We start from the raw sequence: 18,916 nt of genomic DNA on the forward strand, positions 1-18,916 counted from the left end.
TCCGGAAAGATAGGCATTACATCACAGCGGCAAAAGCTTTAGCCACCAGATGAACGTTTTTATCGTTCAGGCCTGCGACACACATACGTCCGCTGGTAAGCAGATAGATGCCGAACTCATTACGCAGCCGGTCAACCTGTGCAGCGCTCAGGCCAGTGTAGCTAAACATGCCGCGCTGTTTCACAAGGTAGTCGAAGTTTTTACCGGGCACGGCGGTGGAGAGCACGTCGACTAGCGTCTGGCGCATAGCCAGAATCCGCAGGCGCATGGCTTCTACCTCTTTCAGCCAGCTCGCCTTAAGCTGTGCATCATTCAGTACGCATGACACCACCTGCGCGCCGAAGTTAGGCGGGCTGGAGTAGTTGCGCCTGACGGTCGCTTTCAGCTGGCCCAGCACGCGCGAGGCCTCTTCCGCATCGTTACAGACCACGGAGAGGGCGCCCACACGCTCACCATACAGCGAGAATATTTTGGAGAAAGAGTTGCTGACCAGCGCGGGCAGTCCGGCGGAGGCAATGGCGCGAATGGCGTAGGCATCGTCCTCCATTCCGGCCCCAAACCCCTGGTAGGCAATATCCAGGAAGGGGATCAGGTCGCGTCCTTTCAGTACGCCGGTCACCACGTCCCACTGATCGTTAGTCAGATCGGCACCGGTGGGGTTATGACAGCACGGGTGCAGCAACACAATACTTTTCGGCGGCAGGGTTTTCAGTGTAGCAACCAGCTCGTCAAACTTCACGCCGTTGGTGGTGTCGTCATACCACGGATAGGTATTGACCTCAAAACCGGCACCGGAGAAGATCGCCACGTGGTTTTCCCAGGTAGGATCGCTGACCCACACCTGCGACTGTGGAAAATAGGCCTTCAGAAAATCGGCACCAATTTTGAGTGCGCCTGAGCCGCCAACGGTCTGGATAGTGGCAATACGCCCCGCTGTCAGCGCCGGGTGATCCTGACCAAACAGCAGCGGTGCAACAGCGCTTCGGTACGCAGGCAGGCCATCCATAGGCAGATACTGAGAGGCGCCAGATGCCTGAGTGGTCAGACGGGCCTCAGCCTCGGCAACCGCATTCAGCTGTGGAACCGCACCCTGTGCGTCATAGTACAGCCCGATGCTCAGGTTAACCTTGTGGGGTCGCGGATCCTGCTTAAATGTCTCCATCAGGGAGAGAATTGGATCGCCGGCATAGGCATCAACGTTTTGAAACACGGTGCAGATCTCCATTTAATGATTGGGCAGTTCAGGTGCTCCAACGGGAAGCCCCTCAAATCTCGACGTTCTGCTATGGCAGGGCTGGGTTCAACCGATTAGGGATTAATCGCCTGGTTCAGCGTAAGAATCATCCCCAGCCCGGCCATATAGCGAAACTACACTATAAACCTAATTTTCCTTATCAGGTTACTGCACAGTGTGGCAGAAAAGGGATTCAGCGTGGGAAAATGGATGAAAAGCGGATGTAAAACGCGGACAGCCCCCGTCCCCCGTCGAAGAAACCTGTCACCAGGCAAGGCTTCACGCAACAGAGAATCGTGGTGATAGTGTCGGGTTTACCCGTGAGGCTGGAGGGAGGAAGAGATCATAATGCCCAACCCGTTCGCTCAGCTCCTGATGAGTCAGACGTCCGTTGACTTCACGTCAGGTCAGTAATTTAAGATCGTAGTCATCAATATGAGTCAGATTCAATCCGCAGGCTGTTCCAGTACACCGCCTGGTCAGGTAACCGCATTCTTCGCCGCCCTGTCCAACACTATTTTCTGATGGCCGACGAAAAATGCAGGGATGCAGAATGAGGATCAGTCGTCGTCGTACTGGGGTCCGGCGTAGTTATCGAACCGCGACCACTGGCCATTGAAGGTGAGTCGTACTGAGCCAATCGGACCATTACGCTGCTTACCAAGAATAATCTCCGCAATTCCTTTCTGATCGCTGTTCTCGTGATATACCTCATCACGGTAGATAAACATAATCAGATCGGCATCCTGCTCGATGGAGCCAGACTCACGCAGATCCGAGTTGACCGGACGCTTATCGGCGCGCTGCTCCAGCGAGCGGTTCAGCTGCGACAGCGCCACCACCGGCACCTGTAGCTCTTTCGCCAGCGCCTTCAGCGAGCGGGAGATTTCGGCGATCTCCAGCGTACGGTTATCGGACAGCGCCGGCACGCGCATCAGCTGAAGATAGTCGATCATAATCATGCTCAGGCCGCCATGTTCACGGAAAACGCGGCGCGCGCGCGAACGCACTTCCGTTGGGGTCAGCCCTGAGGAGTCGTCAATAAACATATTCTTCTTCTCCAGCAAAATACCCATAGTGCTGGAGATCCTCGCCCAATCTTCATCATCGAGCTGGCCGGTACGAATGCGGGTCTGATCGACGCGGGAAAGGGAGGCCAGCATACGCATCATTAGCTGCTCGCCGGGCATTTCAAGACTAAAAATCAGTACCGGCTTCTCCTGCAACATCGCAGCATTTTCGCAGAGGTTCATGGCGAACGTGGTTTTACCCATCGACGGACGCGCGGCAACGATGATCAGGTCTGAACGCTGCAAACCGGCGGTCTTTTTATTGAGATCCTGGTAACCCGTATCCACACCGGTCACGCCATCGTGCGGGGTCTGGTACAGCGATTCGATCCTGGCGATGGTCGCCTCAAGGATCTGATCGACGCTTTTCGGCCCCTCATCCTTATTGGCGCGATTTTCGGCGATTTGGAAAACGCGGGATTCAGCCAGATCGAGCAGATCTTCACTGGTTCGCCCCTGGGGATCGTAACCCGCGTCGGCAATTTCATTGGCAACGGCGATCATCTCTCTGACGACCGCACGTTCGCGGACGATATCCGCATAGGCGCCAATGTTTGCCGCGCTGGGGGTATTCTTCGACAGCTCCGCAAGGTAGGCGAAACCGCCAACCATGCTCAGTTCACCCTTGGTTTCCAATGATTCGGACAGGGTTATCAGGTCAATCGGCTTACCCAGCTCTAACAGGCGCTGCATTTCGCTGAAGATCATTCGATGCGGGCGGCTGAAGAAATCTTTCGCCACCACGCGCTCTGACACATTGTCCCAGCGCTCGTTGTCCAGCATCAGCCCGCCCAACACGGATTGCTCTGCCTCCAGAGAATGAGGCGGTAACTTGAGCCCTTCCATTTGACGATCCCGTGGCTCACGGTTCTCAACGGATTTGTTGGTGGGTTTATTTCCTGCCATAGTGATGCAATACCAAAAATCTGAGTGGGGGACGCGCAAGTATACCCGTTTGGTGACTCGTCGTCCTCTTTCAATGACGCTGGATCAGCAGGAGTGACCATGGCAAAACGTATACAAATCAGCCAGCACGGTGGGCCGGAAGTGATGCAGTGGGTAGAGGTCGATGTGCCTGAACCGCAGGCGGGTGAAGTGGTGGTGGAAAACAAAGCCATCGGGATCAACTACATCGACACCTACGTACGCAGCGGGCTTTATCCCGCTTCATTGCCCAGCGGTCTGGGAACGGAAGCGGCGGGCGTCGTCAAAAGCATTGGCGCGGGGATCAGGGCGGTAAAACCGGGCGATCGCGTGGTCTACGCCCAGTCAGCGCTGGGTGCCTACAGCGAATTTCACGCCGTACAGGCCGACAAGCTGGCGATCCTGCCGGACAGCATCTCCTTCGAGCTGGCCGCGGCCTCCTTTCTGAAAGGACTGACCGTACATTATCTGCTGCGTCAGACCTATGTTATCCAGCCTGATGAGATTTTCCTGTTCCAGGCTGCCGCTGGCGGCGTCGGCCTGATAGCCTGCCAGTGGGCAAAAGCGCTCGGCGCGCACCTGATTGGCACGGTAGGGTCAGCAGAAAAAGCGGAGCGAGCCAAAAAAGCGGGAGCCTGGGCAACCATTAATTATCGTGAGGAAGATGTCGCCAAACGCGTGAGCGAGCTGACCAACGGCAAAAAAGTGCGGGTGGTTTACGATTCCGTTGGTAAGGATACCTGGGAGTCCTCGCTGGACTGTCTGCAACGACGCGGCCTGATGGTCAGCTTTGGCAACTCGTCAGGGCCGGTGAGCGGCGTTAACCTCGGCATACTCAACCAGAAAGGCTCGCTTTACGTCACGCGTCCCTCGCTGAATGGCTACGTGACCACGCGTGAAGCGCTGACCTGGGCCAGCAATGAGCTGTTTTCGATGATTGGCAGCGGCGCGATAAAGGTTGACGTTCCCGAGCAGCAGAAGTTTGCGCTGAAGGATGCGCAACGGGCGCATAAAACGTTGGAGAGCCGTGGAACCCAGGGCTCAAGCCTGCTGATCCCGTAGGCTGGCTCCACGCTTACCCACGCGCCAGATGTGAGCAGGGCTTCCCGTGGGAAGCCCTTTTTTCTTTTTTTAGTTCGCGCTGAATGTAGGGTACAGCGGCGAATGAATATATTTCAATTCAGTCGCCTATGGTTGCAGAAATCATAAGAAAAAAGAATGGCTGAATGCCAAAGTAGCCGGTCAAAGTCCAGGAATGTGACCCGTGCCACATTGCGGGCTAAATGTGCCAGGGCGGTGTCTCACGCCTCTTTACCACTGGCTCACTACCATCGGCTCACTTTTGGCGTTGATTTTTTATTCGCCCGATAAATCCATACCACGACCACCGCCAGAGCCAGCCACGGCAGCATTTTTATGACAACCGCCAGCATCCCGCCAAAAAACATTACCCCGGTCGCCACGACCAGCGCAGCAAGGATACCGAGCACCGAGATACCGGTGAGCAGCAGCATAAAGAAAAAGCCCAGCACAAATAAAATTTCCATCAGATGGCTCCTGTTAACAATCGCTACAGGGGTATTACAAGAATCATGCCAGAAGAGGGAAAACGCTAACCTGTTGAAATTATTCAGTCAGGTTAAAAACCCCGCAGGCGGGGTTAGTCAATTTGATTATTTAGTGGTGAACAATTCACGCCGTTGGGATTTTATCTGCAACCAGGCACAGCGCCTGCTCAACCGTTTCAATATTGGCTCCCGCCTTGTGCGCATTTTCACTGAGGTGACGACGCCACTGCCGCGCGCCGGGAATGCCCTGAAAAAGGCCCAGCATATGGCGGGTGATATGACCCAGCCAGGTGCCATTCGCCAGCTCACGCTCAATATAGGGATACATTGAACGCACAACAGCCACCGGATCAACGGCTGGGCCTTCAGCGCCAAACAGCTCGCGGTCAACCTGAGCCAGCAGGCCGGGGTTCTGATAAGCTTCACGGCCCATCATCACGCCATCCAGATGCTGCAAATGGGCTTTCGCTTCTTCCAGCGTTTTCACGCCACCGTTAATGGCCATGGTCAGATGCGGAAAATCACGCTTTAGCTGATAGACACGCTGGTAGTCCAGCGGTGGGATTTCGCGGTTCTCTTTCGGACTCAGGCCGGAGAGCCAGGCTTTACGCGCATGGATAATAAACATCTCGCAGCCGCCCTGCTCTGAAACCTGGCGAATGAAATCGCAGAGGAATTCGTAGCTGTCCAGTTCGTCGATACCGATGCGCGTTTTTACCGTCACCGGGATTGAAACGCGATCGCGCATGGCTTTAATGCCCTCGGCAACCAGCCCGGCTTCCCCCATCAGACAGGCACCGAAGCGGCCATTTTGTACGCGATCGGAGGGACAGCCGACGTTCAGGTTCACTTCGTTATAGCCACGCGCTTCGGCCTGACTGGCGCACTCGGCCAGCGCAGCGGGATCGCTGCCTCCCAGCTGAAGGGCAACGGGCTGCTCCTCCTGACTCCAGGCAAGATAGTCCCCCTTGCCGTGAATAATGGCGCCGGTGGTAACCATCTCGGTGTAGAGCAGTGCCTGACGCGTCAGCTGGCGGTGGAAATAGCGGCAGTGGCGATCGGTCCAGTCGAGCATCGGCGCGACAGAAAAGCGGTGTGCAGGTAGGTTCTGGGTCATAAAGCGCGCAAACTCGGTATATTTAATAAACGATGATAATGTGTGCAATGGTATCACGGCTTGATGCCGCAATCATTAACACCGCGCGTTGAGTGTGTCGCCTCAGGAAGTGATGGGGGGCAGGCGTGGCGGGATGCATAACGTGTTGGCAGGAACGCACAGCACGTGCGCCCTGCCGCCACCGTTAGAAAGTGAAGTTTAGCTGAGCAACGGCACCCCAGGTATGGTCGTCGCCTTTCATACCCGCCAGATCCAGATGGACGCGGTTATAGGGAGAGATGCCAAAACCGGCGGTGACCACGTTTGTATCGTTGGATTTCATATCGGCACGGTAGCCGGCACGCAGCTGCAACCAGCTCAGCAGACGGTACTCGGCACCGACACCCGCATACTGGCTCTCATCCTGCGATTTAAATCGCTTCGTGGGCGTGGCGTCAACATCCAGAGCGGTGGTCAGACGATCGATATGGTAAGAGATCCCCGGCGTCACGATGGGGCGGATCTGATAGGTATCCTTATAGCCGTTAACCTCTTTCGTCTCCAGATCGCGCGAAATCAGGTTCTGCGCGTTCAGGCCCAGCGTCCAGTTTTCGCCCAGATCGGTCGCGGCACCGGCATCAATGTTAAAGCCGGTATCAGAGTTTTTATAGCGCCCTTTAGTAAAGTCGGACTTGTTGTAGTTATAAACCGAGGCGCTGTAGTTATACAGGTAGGTTCTCTGCAACTTCGGCGTCACGCCGAACGACACCGGATGCCCGGCGATACTGAATTCATGAGCAACGGCGATGCCGTAGTCATAGACAATGGCCCCGCGCCCCAGTCCTGCTGATGTCAGTTTACTCTGGTCGCCCGGCAGCGGAAAAATCGTGCCATCGGCCACGCCCTGCAGGTAATCAATATCGCTCTGGCTGACGGCAGCAGTAATGTGGGCCGTGCCGTAGGCTTTGGTCACAAAGGCAAACGGCAGCTGTTCATTCGGGATGGTGACGGCAAAGGCGGCGCCTGCGGTGCCGGAGGCTTCATTGCCCTTTATGTGACGCAGCTGGCTGGCAAGATCGCCCGCGGCAGCCTGGATTTTCGGGTAGTCGGCAAAGTTGAAGGCGCCACTGCTGGCAATATCCTTGTAGCGATCGACGCTGTCGGTCAGGTCATCGACTTTATCAATCAGCTTATTTTTGTCCGTTACCTGTAACCCTGCCGCGGGCAGAATGATACTGACGTCATCATCGGGCTGAGCTTTTGTCATCAGCGCCGGGTTAGCCAGCACCGCCGTGCCGTAGGTGGAAGAGGCGACGCCCGTTCCCCCCATTGCATCGTTACGCGCATCATAATAATTACCGGCAGCAAGAGCGCTCAGAGGAGCAAGGAACAAGACGGGGAAAACCGCAGGCCGGGACAGCCTGTTCAACTTACCGATCAATTTAATCATTTTACCGTAGACCCATCCAGAAAAGGAAAAAGCGCTTAACGTAAGCGAGAAGAGTGCGACTGCCTGCATAATGGACACAGAGGCAGCTATTCATTGCCGTGAAGTAAATAACAATGCGTGGGCTTATCAGCTCATTGCCGATTTATTTATCTGTTATCACACTAATCGTTTAGCCCGGTATCTCAATCCTTTACGCTTAAAATGCCGCTATTCCTTATCTCAAGGTAGTCAGTAACGTTTGTGGCTGCAAATTACATAAAAGATGTTTTATAGACCTTTTACGTCATATCTCTAAATGCTCTGACAGATTAAGAGAGCTTAATGATAGCCCCTTTAGTCAAATACCAATCATTTCTGGAATTTTTTCAGCAGCTTACCCCTGACGGTTAATTCACAAAAGAGGTGCGCGAGGGGATTCGGCGTTTTGTGGCGGGCGTGATAACATAACAATTCGATCTGGCGTGAGGGGGAAGAAAAATGACCACTAGCAGTGCTGAAAAAATCCTGTCACAAGCGGAATCACTTTGTCAGCAGCGTAATGTAAGACTGACGCCTCAGCGTCTGGAAGTGCTGCGGCTGATGAGCGGACACCACGGGGCCATTAGCGCCTACGATTTGCTTGATCTGCTGCGCACCACGGAACCCCAGGCTAAGCCCCCTACCGTCTATCGCGCGCTGGATTTTCTGCTGGAACAGGGATTTGTTCATCGCGTTGAGTCTACCAACAGCTACGTTGTCTGCCATCATTTTGAGCAACCTTCCCACACCTCTGCCATGCTGATCTGCGATCGCTGCGGGTCTGTCGCCGAGAAGCACGCGGAAGGGGTTGAAAATATCCTGAATACGCTGGCCCTTAACTCAGGCTTTACCCTGTCCCATAGCATCATCGAAACGCATGGATTATGTCGGGACTGTAGCGAGGTTGAGGCCTGTACCCATCAGGACAATTGCCACCACGATCACACCCAAAATGCCGGTAAAAAGCGCGGACGCTAACCGGAATGCGAGAAACGCCCCCAGGAGATACATTCAGGACAATAAAGAGGTAAAGATCGCAGATCGTTGCTCAGGTTGGTGTGTACAGGATAACCACTCAGCCTGGATCGTATGATAACTGCCTGGGACAGGGTTTGGATGATTGCCGCTCAGGTGTGGTGTGGGTAAAGGTTGAAAAGGGGATGCGGAGTTTAAGCGGCACGGTCCATGTGCCTGGGTAGGAGTATCTTCCTGAAACGCTTTAATGCTGTCAGAGAAAAGAACTTACTTATCAGAAGCGGTGATTATTGTGGCTTTCCCAGTCGCTGACTTCTTTCTCAGCCTGGTCTTTTGCGTAGCCATAGCGCTCCTGAATTTTACCGACCAGCTGATCGCGTTTACCTTCTACGACCGTCATGTCGTCATCGGTCAGCTTGCCCCATTTTTCTTTCACTTTACCCTTCAACTGTTTCCAGTTACCGCCGGCTTCATCTTTATTCATCTTGTGTCTCCTGACTTTGAGTGTAAAGAGCTTTAGGTGTAAGAGATTTAGTACAATCGTCTAAGCATAACGCCTGGCAGCAATATAAAACGCTGCTGAACTGCTTAACCTAACGATAATTGTAGTAGAAGATGAGGGGATTGCACGGAACGACACGATAATAAGCGGCAGATTAAGACTATTCCTGCCCGGGTGGATAAAAAACTGTTTTTTATCAATGATTAACCAGGCGATGCAAGATACATTTCACTGACCCGAAGGCAAAAACCACGTTCCGTTGCGCTGGTGCCGCCGCCATATCGCGCCCTGCGTTAGCCCTCTTAACAGCAGAAAAACCGTGACCGCCAGCCACAGACCGTGATTCCCCAGCACCGGAACGGTAATCAGGGTCAGGCCATAACCCAGCGCCGCCAGTGCCATGCTGTTACGCATCTCTGCGGCGCGGGTTGCACCGATAAACATGCCATCCAGCAGGTAACACCAGACGCCGCATACCGGCAGAAGGACCTGCCAAATCAGGTAGCGATCCGCCTGCTGCTGTAAAGCAGGGATCGAGGTAAGCAGTGCGACAATATAAGGCCCGGCAAAGGCATAGAGCAGTGAGAAAAACAGCGCGACCCATCCCGCCTGACGGCATGCCGCGTGCCATATCAGCAGCACAAGATTCGCCAGCGTGGCAGGCGCGCTGAGCCAGCGGATATGCATAAACAGTGATGCCTGGTACTGCACGTCAGGATCGCCGCCGACCAGCGTCAGCGCCAGATGCGTAAGAGGGGATTGCAGGGCGATAAAAGCCAGTCCGCCCGCCAGCGCAATGCAGAGAGGCTGCATAAGCGCGCGTGCAAGCGCAGCTTTGTCACCCGGCACCGAAAGCCTGAGCGGTCAGTCCGGTGGTGCTCATGCGCAGAAAAAGCAGCAGCATAAACAGGAAGCTGGTGATGGTGGTGCCGATCGCAACGCCCGCAAGATAGACAGGCTTATCGAGGTGGCCAATGACAGCGGTATCGACCAGCCCCAGCAGCGGCACGGTAATATTTGAGAGGATCATCGGCAGCGCAAGCCGCCAGAGGCTTTTGTCAGCAGCGTTTAGAAATCGCATCGGTACCCACTGCGCGACGGGTGTCTGCGCAAGTCACTGTCATACACATCGTCTGCTGAGTGGTAGCCAACGATAAACTGACGCGCTGGCGAAGCGGCGCGTCAGTTAACAGTCAGTTAGAACGGATAAAACGGTTATCAAACCCAGTTACCGTTACGGATCACACCCACGGCAAGACCTTCAATCGACAGGGTCTGCTGGCGAAGATCGACGACGATCGGCTCGAAATCGCTGTTTTCAGGCAGAAGATGGACCGTGTTGCCCTGCTTTTTCAGCCGTTTGACGGTAACTTCATCATCAATACGTGCAACCACAACCTGGCCGTTACGCACTTCCTGGGTTTTGTGCACCGCCAGAAGATCGCCATCCATAATGCCAATATCTTTCATCGACATGCCACTCACGCGCAGCAGGAAGTCGGCGCTGGGTTTAAACAAACCTGGGTCAACCTTGTAGTGGCCTTCGATATGTTCCTGGGCCAGCAGCGGCTCACCGGCGGCGACGCGGCCAATCAGCGGCAGGCCTTCTTCGTCTTCCATCATCAGTCGAATGCCGCGCGAGGCACCGGACACAATCTCAATTACGCCTTTACGTGCCAGTGCCTTGAGATGTTCTTCCGCCGCATTTGGGGAGCGGAAGCCAAGCTGTGCGGCAATTTCTGCCCGCGTTGGCGGCATGCCGGTCTGGTTAATATGGGCGCGTATCAGGTCATAAACCTGTTGCTGTCTTACCGTTAGTGCTTTCATCCCGCCCCCTGGTTGTTTATACAGTCGACTGTGAGTATATACAGGTATTTGCGCAATGAAAACCTAAAGATGGACAAAAAACAGCAGTTTGTCTGATTCTGGAACGTCTATCGCATATGTGGCACTAACAACATCAGCCAGGTGGTCATCGCCATGAGAATAGTCAGCAGCACTGCCGCTGAACCCATATCCTTTGCGCGGCCTGCCAGCGGGTGCCGCTCACTGCCGATGCGGTCCACTATCGCTTCTATGGCGCTGTTAAGCAGTTCAACCACGACCACCAGCACCACCGAACCGATCAGCAGCACCCGGGTTATCGGCGTCACGTCCAGCCAGCAGGCCAGCACGATGGCGACAAGCGCCACAATGGCTTCCTGACGAAAAGCCGCCTCGTTTTGCCATGCCGCACGCAGTCCCTGCCACGAATAACCTGCGGCCTTGATAATTCTGGTCAATCCGGTGACGTTATTTGTCATAATGAGGGAACCCTTTGAACTGTTTAACGTCAATGTCTGGGTGGCGCACATTTTGCAACACCACAGATCTCACTGGCGCTTTCTGGTATGCTTGCCGCGCTTTGCTAACAAGAGGCTTCATGTTGTCTATGTCAGGTTGGCGTAATTTATATTATAACCTATTGAATTTACCGGTTAAATTCTTGCTAAAGAGTAAGGCGATCCCCGCCGAGCCGGTCGCTGAACTGGGGCTTGATACGTCGCGCCCTATTATGTATGTGCTGCCTTACGATTCAAAGGCCGATCTGCTCGCGCTACGTGAACAGTGTCGCAAACAGGATCTCCCCGATCCCTTAGATCCGCTGGAAATCGATGGGACAGTGCTGCCCCGCCATGTCTTTATTCATGACGGTCCGCGCGTATTCCCCTATTTTGTGCCGAATATTGAATCGGTAAAGCTGTTTCACGAATATCTGGATCTGCACCGCAGCAACCCGCTGCTGGACGTGCAGATGGTCCCGGTATCGGTGATGTTTGGCCGCGCCCCTGGCCGTGAGGTTCAGGGCGAGAGTCAGCCCCATCTTCGCGTGCTTAACGGCATTCAAAAGTTCTTCGCCGTACTGTGGCTGGGCCGTGACAGCTTCGTGCGCTTTTCGCCGATGCTCTCCCTGCGGCGCATGGCAACGGAGCACGGCACCGATAAAACCATTGCTCAGAAGCTGGCTCGCGTGGCGCGCATGCATTTTGCCCGCCAGCGCCTGGCCGCCGTTGGACCGCGCCTGCCCGTTCGCCAGGACCTGTTCAACAGGCTCCTGCAGTCCAGGGCGATTGCTAAAGCAGTAGAGGACGAAGCGCGCAGCAAAAAAATCCCCTTTGAAAAGGCTCAGCAGAATGCCGTTGAGCTGATGGAGGAGATTGCCGCCGACTTCTCTTATGAAGCCATACGCCTGACCGACCGCATTATGGGCTGGACGTGGAGCAAGCTTTATCAGGGTATTAACGTTAACGGCGGCGAGCGCGTACGCCAGCTGGCGCAGGATGGACACGAGATAGTCTATGTTCCCTGCCATCGCAGCCATATGGATTATCTGCTGCTCTCCTACGTGCTCTATCATCAGGGGCTGGTGCCGCCGCACATTGCTGCCGGGATCAATCTGAACTTCTGGCCTGCCGGGCCGATATTCCGCCGCCTTGGCGCGTTCTTTATCCGCCGTACCTTTAAAGGCAACAAACTCTACTCCACGGTATTCCGCGAGTATCTGGGCGAGCTGTTCACCCGCGGCTACTCGGTCGAGTATTTTGTTGAGGGCGGACGTTCGCGCACCGGTCGCCTGCTTGATCCGAAAACCGGCACGCTGTCGATGACCATTCAGGCCATGCTGCGCGGCGGCAACCGTCCAATCACGCTGGTGCCGATCTATATCGGCTATGAACACGTTATGGAGGTGGGCACCTATGCGAAGGAACTGCGTGGCGCGACCAAAGAGAAAGAGGGCTTTTTACAGATGGTGCGCGGGTTACGCAAGCTGCGCAACCTGGGTCAGGGCTACGTCAACTTTGGCGAGCCGCTGCCGCTGGTCACTTATCTGAATCAGCGCGTCCCGGAATGGCGCGACGCCATCGATCCTATCGAAGCGCAGCGTCCCGCCTGGCTCACCTCCGCAGTTAACGACATCGCCTCGCAGGTGATGATGCGTATAAACAACGCCGGGGCGGCTAACGCCATGAACCTCTGCGTCACCGCCCTGCTGGCCTCGCGCCAGCGCTCGATGACGCGCGAACAGCTGATTGCACAGCTCGAGTGCTACGTACAGCTACTGCGCAACGTGCCCTACTCACCCGATGCCACGGTGCCGGATATGACCCCGGAGGCGCTGCTTGATCATGCGCTGGGCATGAACAAGTTTGAAATCGAGCAGGATAATATTGGCGAGATCATCATCCTGCCGCGCGAGCAGGCGGTGCTGATGACCTATTACCGCAACAATATTCACCATATGCTGGTCATGCCGTCGCTTATCGCCGTCCTGGTCATGCAGCATCGCGAGCTTACCCGAGCCGAACTGCTGCGCCAGATAAGCGTCATCTATCCGATGCTTAAAAGCGAGCTGTTCCTGCACTGGAACAGGGAAGATCTGCCGACGGTGCTTAATGGACTGGTCAGCGAAATGGCCCGCCAGGGCCTGCTCACCGCTGATGAAGAGAGTCTGCGCCTCAGCCCGGCTCGTTTCCGCACCCTGCAGCTGCTGGCGGCGGGCGTTCGCGAAACGCTACAGCGCTACGCCATCACCTTCTCCATCCTCAGCGCCAACCCGTCAATCAACCGGGGTACGCTGGAGAAAGAGAGCCGGACCATGGCTCAGCGCCTGTCTGTGCTGCACGGCATTAACGCGCCGGAGTTTTTTGATAAGGCGGTCTTCTCCACGCTGGTGCTGACGTTACGTGACGAAGGCTATATCAGCGACACCGGCGATGCCCATGTAGAGCAGACGCAGCGGGTCTATCATCTACTGGCCGAGCTGATTACGCAGGAAGTGAGAATGACCATCGAGAGCGCGGCGGTACACGAGTAGCCTGTCGCGTGAGTGATAATCAGGCTTACGACGTAACGCTGCCCAGTCAGCATGAGTAGCCTGGTGCATAAGTGATAATCAGGGCGATGAGGGATCATCGCCCTGAGCAGGCTCTGGTTCTGGCTCAATAATCCCGCGATCTATCATCGCCTGCGCGATGGTACCCTGCCAGTGCCGGGCCGTTTCCTGAGGGGGCGTATTTCGCAGCCTGCCGGCCAGCTGCATCGCGCACGCCTCAGTAAACGCGTTGCACGCCACCCGGTCTTTGTTGCTGTGCAAAAACTCCAGCTGGCTGTTAGCATCCAGCCTGCTGAAGATGGCATTCATCAGCCTGTCTTTATGCGCCTGCGACAGCTCCTGCCAGGCCTGATTCGGCAGCGACTCATCAACGATGCCCACGCTGCGGCTGAGATGACTTTTCTCGAGGGTAGCAACCAAATTGTTCGCGCCAAAGCGCCGCATCTCCGGCTCGCTATTCCACATATCCTCCAGGCTTAGCTGACATTGCAGCATCACCGCCTGTTCCTGCCCCGTACGGGACACGCCAGGCATACCTGATTCCGTCAGCCCAAGGATCAAATCGTGCAGCGCCTGACGATCGTCCGAGTCGGCCATCTCTTTCATCACCTCCTGGCTGCTCAGCAGGAAGTTGAGGTAGCCGACAATCGACGCGACTTTATTGAGCGTATACCCATGAGAAACGGCGGCGTTTGCCCGCAGCTCACTCACCCCGGCGGTATTTCGCTGGCTGTCGCTTAACGCCGTGGCTTCGTTTTTCCCCACCTGGCGTAGCCTCTCGCTCAGAGGCTTATGTAAAAGCTTCTGCTGCTGCTCCGGCGTCAGGGCATCGTTCACCAGCTTATTGGCCAGATCCCGCGCGGCCTGCGCGGTGAAGGGCGGCCTGTCGAGCTGCATCTCTCTGCTCAGCATCCAGAACCGCTCGATCAGCTCGGGCTTGTTCTCCTGACCAAAGGATAAACGCATCATCTTGCCGTCATAGCCAGGCAGCGTGCCAATTCCCCCCATATTGCTTTCGGTAAAACCAAAAGAGCCCCTGGCGCGGATCAGATTACCATCAACCATATCAACCGGATTAATGGTCAGCGTTTCGTCGCTATCACCGCGTATCAGGAATTTAGGTAAACGCTCATTGGGCTGGTGAGTAAAACTATCAAACATCGCGAAGGGTTTATCGGGGCGGTGTCCGGCGAAGCGGGTATGACCATTTTCTCCGTTAAAGCAGTGCTTAACGACAAAATTGGCATTATCAATGGCGGTTTTTAACATCTCGGGTTCAGATTTTATGGCTGCGCCGGTGAGATGCGTCAGCAGCTGGCTTTCATCATTGCCAAACCAGTTCTGGCTCGCTTCGTAGCGTCTGAACTTCGCCTGCGCACTTTCATTTTCCGGGGTCTTCGCGCCCATCAGGATTATGCTTCCTCCCAGCACTTTTGATGCCCCCAGATTGGCAAACTTTTGATGGCTCTTACAAAGCAGCAAACGGAGCTGGTTGTCGGCTAGCGCGGGAGCAAACTTGTCCATTAGCGCTTTCATCTCACCCCCTTTTTCAATCGTGGTGTCGATGACAACGTTCAGCGGCGCATTTTTGTTTTTACGCGCCTCAATCTGCTGCCCGATACCCTCAATAATGTCATTCAGTGCCCAGCTGTGCTCGGGTTGACTGCTGTGAGGGACAAAGCTGTCGCTCAGGGAAGTATAAAATGCGGCGTCGTGGGGATCTGAATCGGGTGGCGTATCGAAGCTGTCGGCATACTCCTGAGCTTCATAGTAAAACTGCGAACTTTTGCTGCCATTCATCAGGGGTGCCAGACGGCCACCTGTCGCCATCGTTGCGGTGTCGATGCCTTCCGTGAGCGCCTGCATGCCGGAAGAGAGCAAAAAGGCTTCAGGCGGCGCTAATTTTGCTGCCTGCTGCTGCGAGAGCGATTCGCGGATGCGGTGTGATGCAAAGGATTTAAACGCCCCCGGAGCATAAGGACGTACCGCGCTTAAAACAACCTGCAGCTCTTCCATCAGTGCGCGATGCGCATTACCAAAACGGGTACTGTCCGTTGCCAGCGCGGGCATGGAATCAGCGATATGCCATATTCCCTGTAATCCCTGCGCCACCAGCGGGTTGTGCTGATGCCTCTGTGCCAGCTGCGGAACCGTCAGCGTATGCAGCAATGTGAGAATCATATCGGCATCGGCGTGCGCCAGGGTCGCCGTGCTAAGGATATCGGGAACCTGGCGGAGCTGCGCGAGGGTACCTTGTGGATCGGATGAGCCCAGCGCCCTGATCATCTGAAGATTTTGCACCCGGGGATCGCTTATCTGTGGACTGGGGTTACCCTGTGGCACCGCGGCATGGCGTGCGACCTGGTACGCTGACGGACGTGCACCAAATTTATCGATTAAAAAATCTATCCCCTGCCAGTCCTTATCGCTGGCACAGCTAATCGCAACAATACCGGGCGCAACCTGTTCCGCTTTTATCGGACCCTGATTGTGTCCCCGCGCGTGAAATGCCTTCAGGATTTTATCCGCCATAAACTCGCTGTTTACGAAGTGCTGATCCTGCTGCCGGGCCTGGGGATATCGCCGCTTATAGAGATGCTCACAGAGGAGGATCGTATCCCCGGAGGGAGCCATGCGCTGATAGTACCCGTTCATCTCATGTGCTATGTCCAGCTTACTAAAAGGCGGTTTGTCACCGTTATCGTCGTGAGCAAACCCCAGACCGTACTGGGCGGCGGCCACCTCACCGCCTGGCGTGCTCTGCAACTGCGCACAGCGCATACGTTTCCAGGGTTGCGACCCGAACAGATCGGCCGTGGCGGCTTTCTCATAGCGGTGCTGCGTCACCAGATGCTTATATAAATCCAGACTGAGCGCACCCGGAACGCCGTCCAGGTCGTCTTTCGCACGCGCCGCGTTTATCTGCTTCTCAATATCGGCAATCTGCTGCTGGAGGTGCAAAGGGGGAGAGCCATTGTCCAGGCTCTGACGGCGGGCGATGGGGCGCCCACCCTGATGCGCCTCGCCGGTGCGTAAGCGGGCGCGAATACGGTCGCGCTCCGTGGGAGCCAGCTGCGCAGGCTGTAGGGCTGGCGCAGAGTTTGCGCCAGGCGACAGAGGTTGCAGGGCTGGTGAAGGGTTTGCGCCAGCCGAAAGTGATTTCATTGCTTCACACCTTTTCTTATAAAAGAAACTGTGTGGTTTTTAATCAGCGCGGGTTCCCTAAAATGATCTGCCCGCCCTCTCCCAACCCTTTTTTGTTAGCCGCCCACGCTTTCCCTGGCTCTTGCTGTTAGCCGCCCGCCAGCGGCGCAGTGCTGAGTACGATGCCAGCAAACAGCAGCAGGCCCACGTAGTTATTATTCAGAAAGGCCTGAAAGCATGCCTTTCTCTCCCGGTCGACAATCAGCTTTTGCTGGTAGATAAACAGCGCGCCCGCCAGCAGAACAGAGAGGTAAAACAGGCTACCCAACTGCAGCATCCAGCCGGTAATGACCATCAGCACCAGCGTCGCCAGCTGTAGCAGCCCGATAATCAGCCGGTCAAAGCGACCAAACAGGATTGCCGTAGACTTCACGCCGATTTTCAGATCGTCGTCGCGATCAACCATCGCATACTGCGTATCGTAGGCCACCGTCCAGCAAACGTTCGCCAGAAACACCAGCCAGCAGGCTGGCGGCACCGTTTCGCTCACCGCAGCCCAGCCCATGGGAATGGCCCAGCCAAATGCAGCGCCCAGCACCACCTGCGGCAGATGCGTGTAGCGCTTCATAAACGGATAGACCCAGGCCAGTGCCAGGCCGCCCAGTGAGAGCCAGATGGTCATGGTATTCATCGTCAGCACCAGGCAAAACGACACCAATACCAGTCCGGTAAACAGCAGTTTCGCCTCCTTTGAGGTGACCGCGCCGCTGGGGAGCGGTCGCCCCTCGGTACGCTTAACGTGGCCGTCAATTTTGCGATCGGCAAAATCGTTCACCACGCAGCCCGCCGCACGCATAAAAAATACGCCCAGCACAAAGACCAGCAGCACCTTTAGCGGGGGCAGGCTCATGCCCGCCAGCCACAGCGCCCACAGCGTTGGCCACAGCAACAGCAGCGACCCGATGGGCTTATCAATACGCATCAGTCGGCTGTAGGCCTGGAGTTTACCCGCGGGGAACGTTCTCTCCATGCTACAGGCTCCTGTCCATTGGGTGGGATGAGTAAAGGGGGGCCGCGGGTAGAAACAGCTCGGTCAGCAGCAGCGGCTTGTCGGAGAGGCGCAGGCGCGAACGACGCCCCCACAGCCCATCAACCTGCCCTGGCTCAATAAAGTCACGCGTCAGCGTGGAAGAGGCAAACAGGTAGCGTCCCAGCGGGCGCGTACCCAGCTGCTGTAACATCTGTTCCGGGCCATTCAGCGTTGACGCCGGCACCAGGGTGCGGCCAGCCAGCCAGGGGACGCCGTCGCCGCATAGCAGGATCTCACGCAGCCAGTAGCGGGTCTCTGCGGGCAGCAGGGCGACCTCGTCGCCCGCCTCCCCAGCGCGAATAAACCCTTCCTGCTGAACCTCCACGGTCACCTGGCTGCAGTGCCGCTCCAGGCGCCGGGTCATTGAGTCTTCTTCCATCAACCAGTCAAGCAGAGGGGGCGTGAGCAGCGACGAAGTCACAGGCAGCCATGCCATGGCGCGCAGTTGTGCCAGCGCGTTATCAGCCATACGGCGTCCTCGGATAAAAATTTCGGTGCCATAGTGTAGCGCAGTCGCCGATCGGGTACACCGCTGCGGGTGCCATTATCGGAAATTTTGACTACTCACGCTTCAGACGATTGCTGTTCGCCAGCCACAGGGTGATCACCAGGATCAGGATCGCTACGGCGTAGGCCAGCGTGTCTAACGGATTTTCATGGTCGACAATAATCAGCCGGATAATGGCGGTAATGCCGATATAGACGAAGTAGCGCAGCGGGAAGTGGTAGCCGGACTGGAAATACTTCACGATAAGCGCGATAAACTCGAAATAGAGGAAATAGATAACAATGCCGTCGATCAGCATATAGGAGGAGGTCTGCTCCCCGGTATTCAGTAGCACATTGGCCAGATGAAACGTTTCCCTGCCTAAAAAAACCACCAGAATACAGGCCAGCATAATCAGGCCAATATTCAGCACCATCTGTAAAATCCAGGCAATACGCGAAGCGGTAATCATGCAAACTTCCTCA

Annotated in this window: 15 protein-coding genes and 1 pseudogene; 3 read left to right on the plus strand and 13 right to left on the minus strand. The window is 55.7% G+C overall.

Features of this window, described 5'->3' with window-relative positions; genetic code table 11:
* Positions 1-16: 16 nt before the first annotated feature.
* Both AC4PCC_RS19765 and dnaB read right to left on the minus strand, forming a co-directional pair.
* Positions 17-1,210 (minus strand): amino acid aminotransferase, encoded by a 1,194-nt coding sequence (locus AC4PCC_RS19765; protein ID WP_492125654.1) that lies wholly within the window; start codon positions 1,208-1,210, stop codon positions 17-19.
* Positions 1,211-1,794: 584 nt separating this feature from the next.
* Positions 1,795-3,210, minus strand: coding sequence for a replicative DNA helicase (dnaB, locus tag AC4PCC_RS19770; RefSeq protein WP_067704489.1), 1,416 nt, complete (start codon positions 3,208-3,210; stop codon positions 1,795-1,797).
* A 99-nt stretch (positions 3,211-3,309) separates the two neighbouring features.
* Here dnaB and AC4PCC_RS19775 point away from each other — a divergent pair, with 99 nt between their 5' ends.
* On the plus strand, positions 3,310-4,290 hold the full coding sequence (locus tag AC4PCC_RS19775; protein ID WP_492125655.1) for a quinone oxidoreductase: 981 nt from the start codon (positions 3,310-3,312) through the stop codon (positions 4,288-4,290).
* 263 nt (positions 4,291-4,553) lie between these two features.
* Here the strand turns inward: AC4PCC_RS19775 and pspG are convergent, their stop codons facing one another.
* The 3 genes from pspG to AC4PCC_RS19790 all read right to left on the minus strand — a co-directional run bounded on the left by pspG (position 4,554) and on the right by AC4PCC_RS19790 (position 7,342).
* Positions 4,554-4,775, minus strand: coding sequence for an envelope stress response protein PspG (gene pspG, locus AC4PCC_RS19780; RefSeq protein ID WP_197473303.1), 222 nt, complete (start codon positions 4,773-4,775; stop codon positions 4,554-4,556).
* A gap of 145 nt (positions 4,776-4,920) precedes the next feature.
* Positions 4,921-5,913 carry a tRNA dihydrouridine(20/20a) synthase DusA gene (gene dusA, locus AC4PCC_RS19785; protein ID WP_067704693.1) on the minus strand — a complete coding sequence of 331 codons (993 nt, stop codon included), beginning with the start codon at positions 5,911-5,913 and terminating at the stop codon, positions 4,921-4,923.
* Positions 5,914-6,097: 184 nt separating this feature from the next.
* Complete coding sequence (locus AC4PCC_RS19790) at positions 6,098-7,342, minus strand: conjugal transfer protein TraF (protein WP_492125656.1); 1,245 nt, start codon at positions 7,340-7,342, stop codon at positions 6,098-6,100.
* 477 nt (positions 7,343-7,819) lie between these two features.
* On the opposite strand from AC4PCC_RS19790, the gene zur reads away from it, so the two are divergent.
* Positions 7,820-8,338 carry a zinc uptake transcriptional repressor Zur gene (gene zur, locus AC4PCC_RS19795; protein WP_492125657.1) on the plus strand — a complete coding sequence of 173 codons (519 nt, stop codon included), beginning with the start codon at positions 7,820-7,822 and terminating at the stop codon, positions 8,336-8,338.
* Positions 8,339-8,609: 271 nt separating this feature from the next.
* Here zur and AC4PCC_RS19800 read toward each other — a convergent pair whose 3' ends face one another.
* From AC4PCC_RS19800 to AC4PCC_RS19815, 4 genes and pseudogenes are all read right to left on the minus strand, one after another.
* A complete protein-coding gene (locus tag AC4PCC_RS19800; RefSeq protein WP_067704503.1) occupies positions 8,610-8,819 on the minus strand; it encodes a CsbD family protein in 210 nt (69 codons plus the stop codon).
* A 246-nt stretch (positions 8,820-9,065) separates the two neighbouring features.
* Positions 9,066-9,918: pseudogene (locus tag AC4PCC_RS19805) on the minus strand (MATE family efflux transporter).
* A 137-nt stretch (positions 9,919-10,055) separates the two neighbouring features.
* On the minus strand, positions 10,056-10,664 hold the full coding sequence (gene lexA / locus AC4PCC_RS19810; protein ID WP_067704511.1) for a transcriptional repressor LexA: 609 nt from the start codon (positions 10,662-10,664) through the stop codon (positions 10,056-10,058).
* Between the two features lie 107 nt (positions 10,665-10,771).
* Positions 10,772-11,140, minus strand: coding sequence for a diacylglycerol kinase (locus tag AC4PCC_RS19815; protein WP_067704514.1), 369 nt, complete (start codon positions 11,138-11,140; stop codon positions 10,772-10,774).
* 128 nt (positions 11,141-11,268) lie between these two features.
* Here AC4PCC_RS19815 and plsB point away from each other — a divergent pair, with 128 nt between their 5' ends.
* Entirely contained in the window at positions 11,269-13,692 is a 2,424-nt protein-coding gene (gene plsB, locus AC4PCC_RS19820; protein ID WP_492127578.1) for a glycerol-3-phosphate 1-O-acyltransferase PlsB, read from the plus strand.
* Positions 13,693-13,770: 78 nt separating this feature from the next.
* Here the strand turns inward: plsB and AC4PCC_RS19825 are convergent, their stop codons facing one another.
* The 4 genes from AC4PCC_RS19825 to psiE all read right to left on the minus strand — a co-directional run bounded on the left by AC4PCC_RS19825 (position 13,771) and on the right by psiE (position 18,903).
* Positions 13,771-16,875 (minus strand): hypothetical protein, encoded by a 3,105-nt coding sequence (locus AC4PCC_RS19825; protein ID WP_492125658.1) that lies wholly within the window; start codon positions 16,873-16,875, stop codon positions 13,771-13,773.
* Between the two features lie 127 nt (positions 16,876-17,002).
* Positions 17,003-17,884, minus strand: a complete 882-nt coding sequence (ubiA, locus tag AC4PCC_RS19830; RefSeq protein ID WP_492125659.1) for a 4-hydroxybenzoate octaprenyltransferase — start codon at positions 17,882-17,884, stop codon at positions 17,003-17,005.
* Position 17,885: 1 nt separating this feature from the next.
* Complete coding sequence (gene ubiC, locus AC4PCC_RS19835; RefSeq protein WP_067704529.1) at positions 17,886-18,413, minus strand: chorismate lyase; 528 nt, start codon at positions 18,411-18,413, stop codon at positions 17,886-17,888.
* Positions 18,414-18,504: 91 nt separating this feature from the next.
* Positions 18,505-18,903 (minus strand): phosphate-starvation-inducible protein PsiE, encoded by a 399-nt coding sequence (gene psiE, locus AC4PCC_RS19840; RefSeq protein WP_492125660.1) that lies wholly within the window; start codon positions 18,901-18,903, stop codon positions 18,505-18,507.
* Between the last annotated feature and the right edge of the window lie 13 nt (positions 18,904-18,916).

The organism is Erwinia sp. L03-1, from assembly GCF_058686115.1.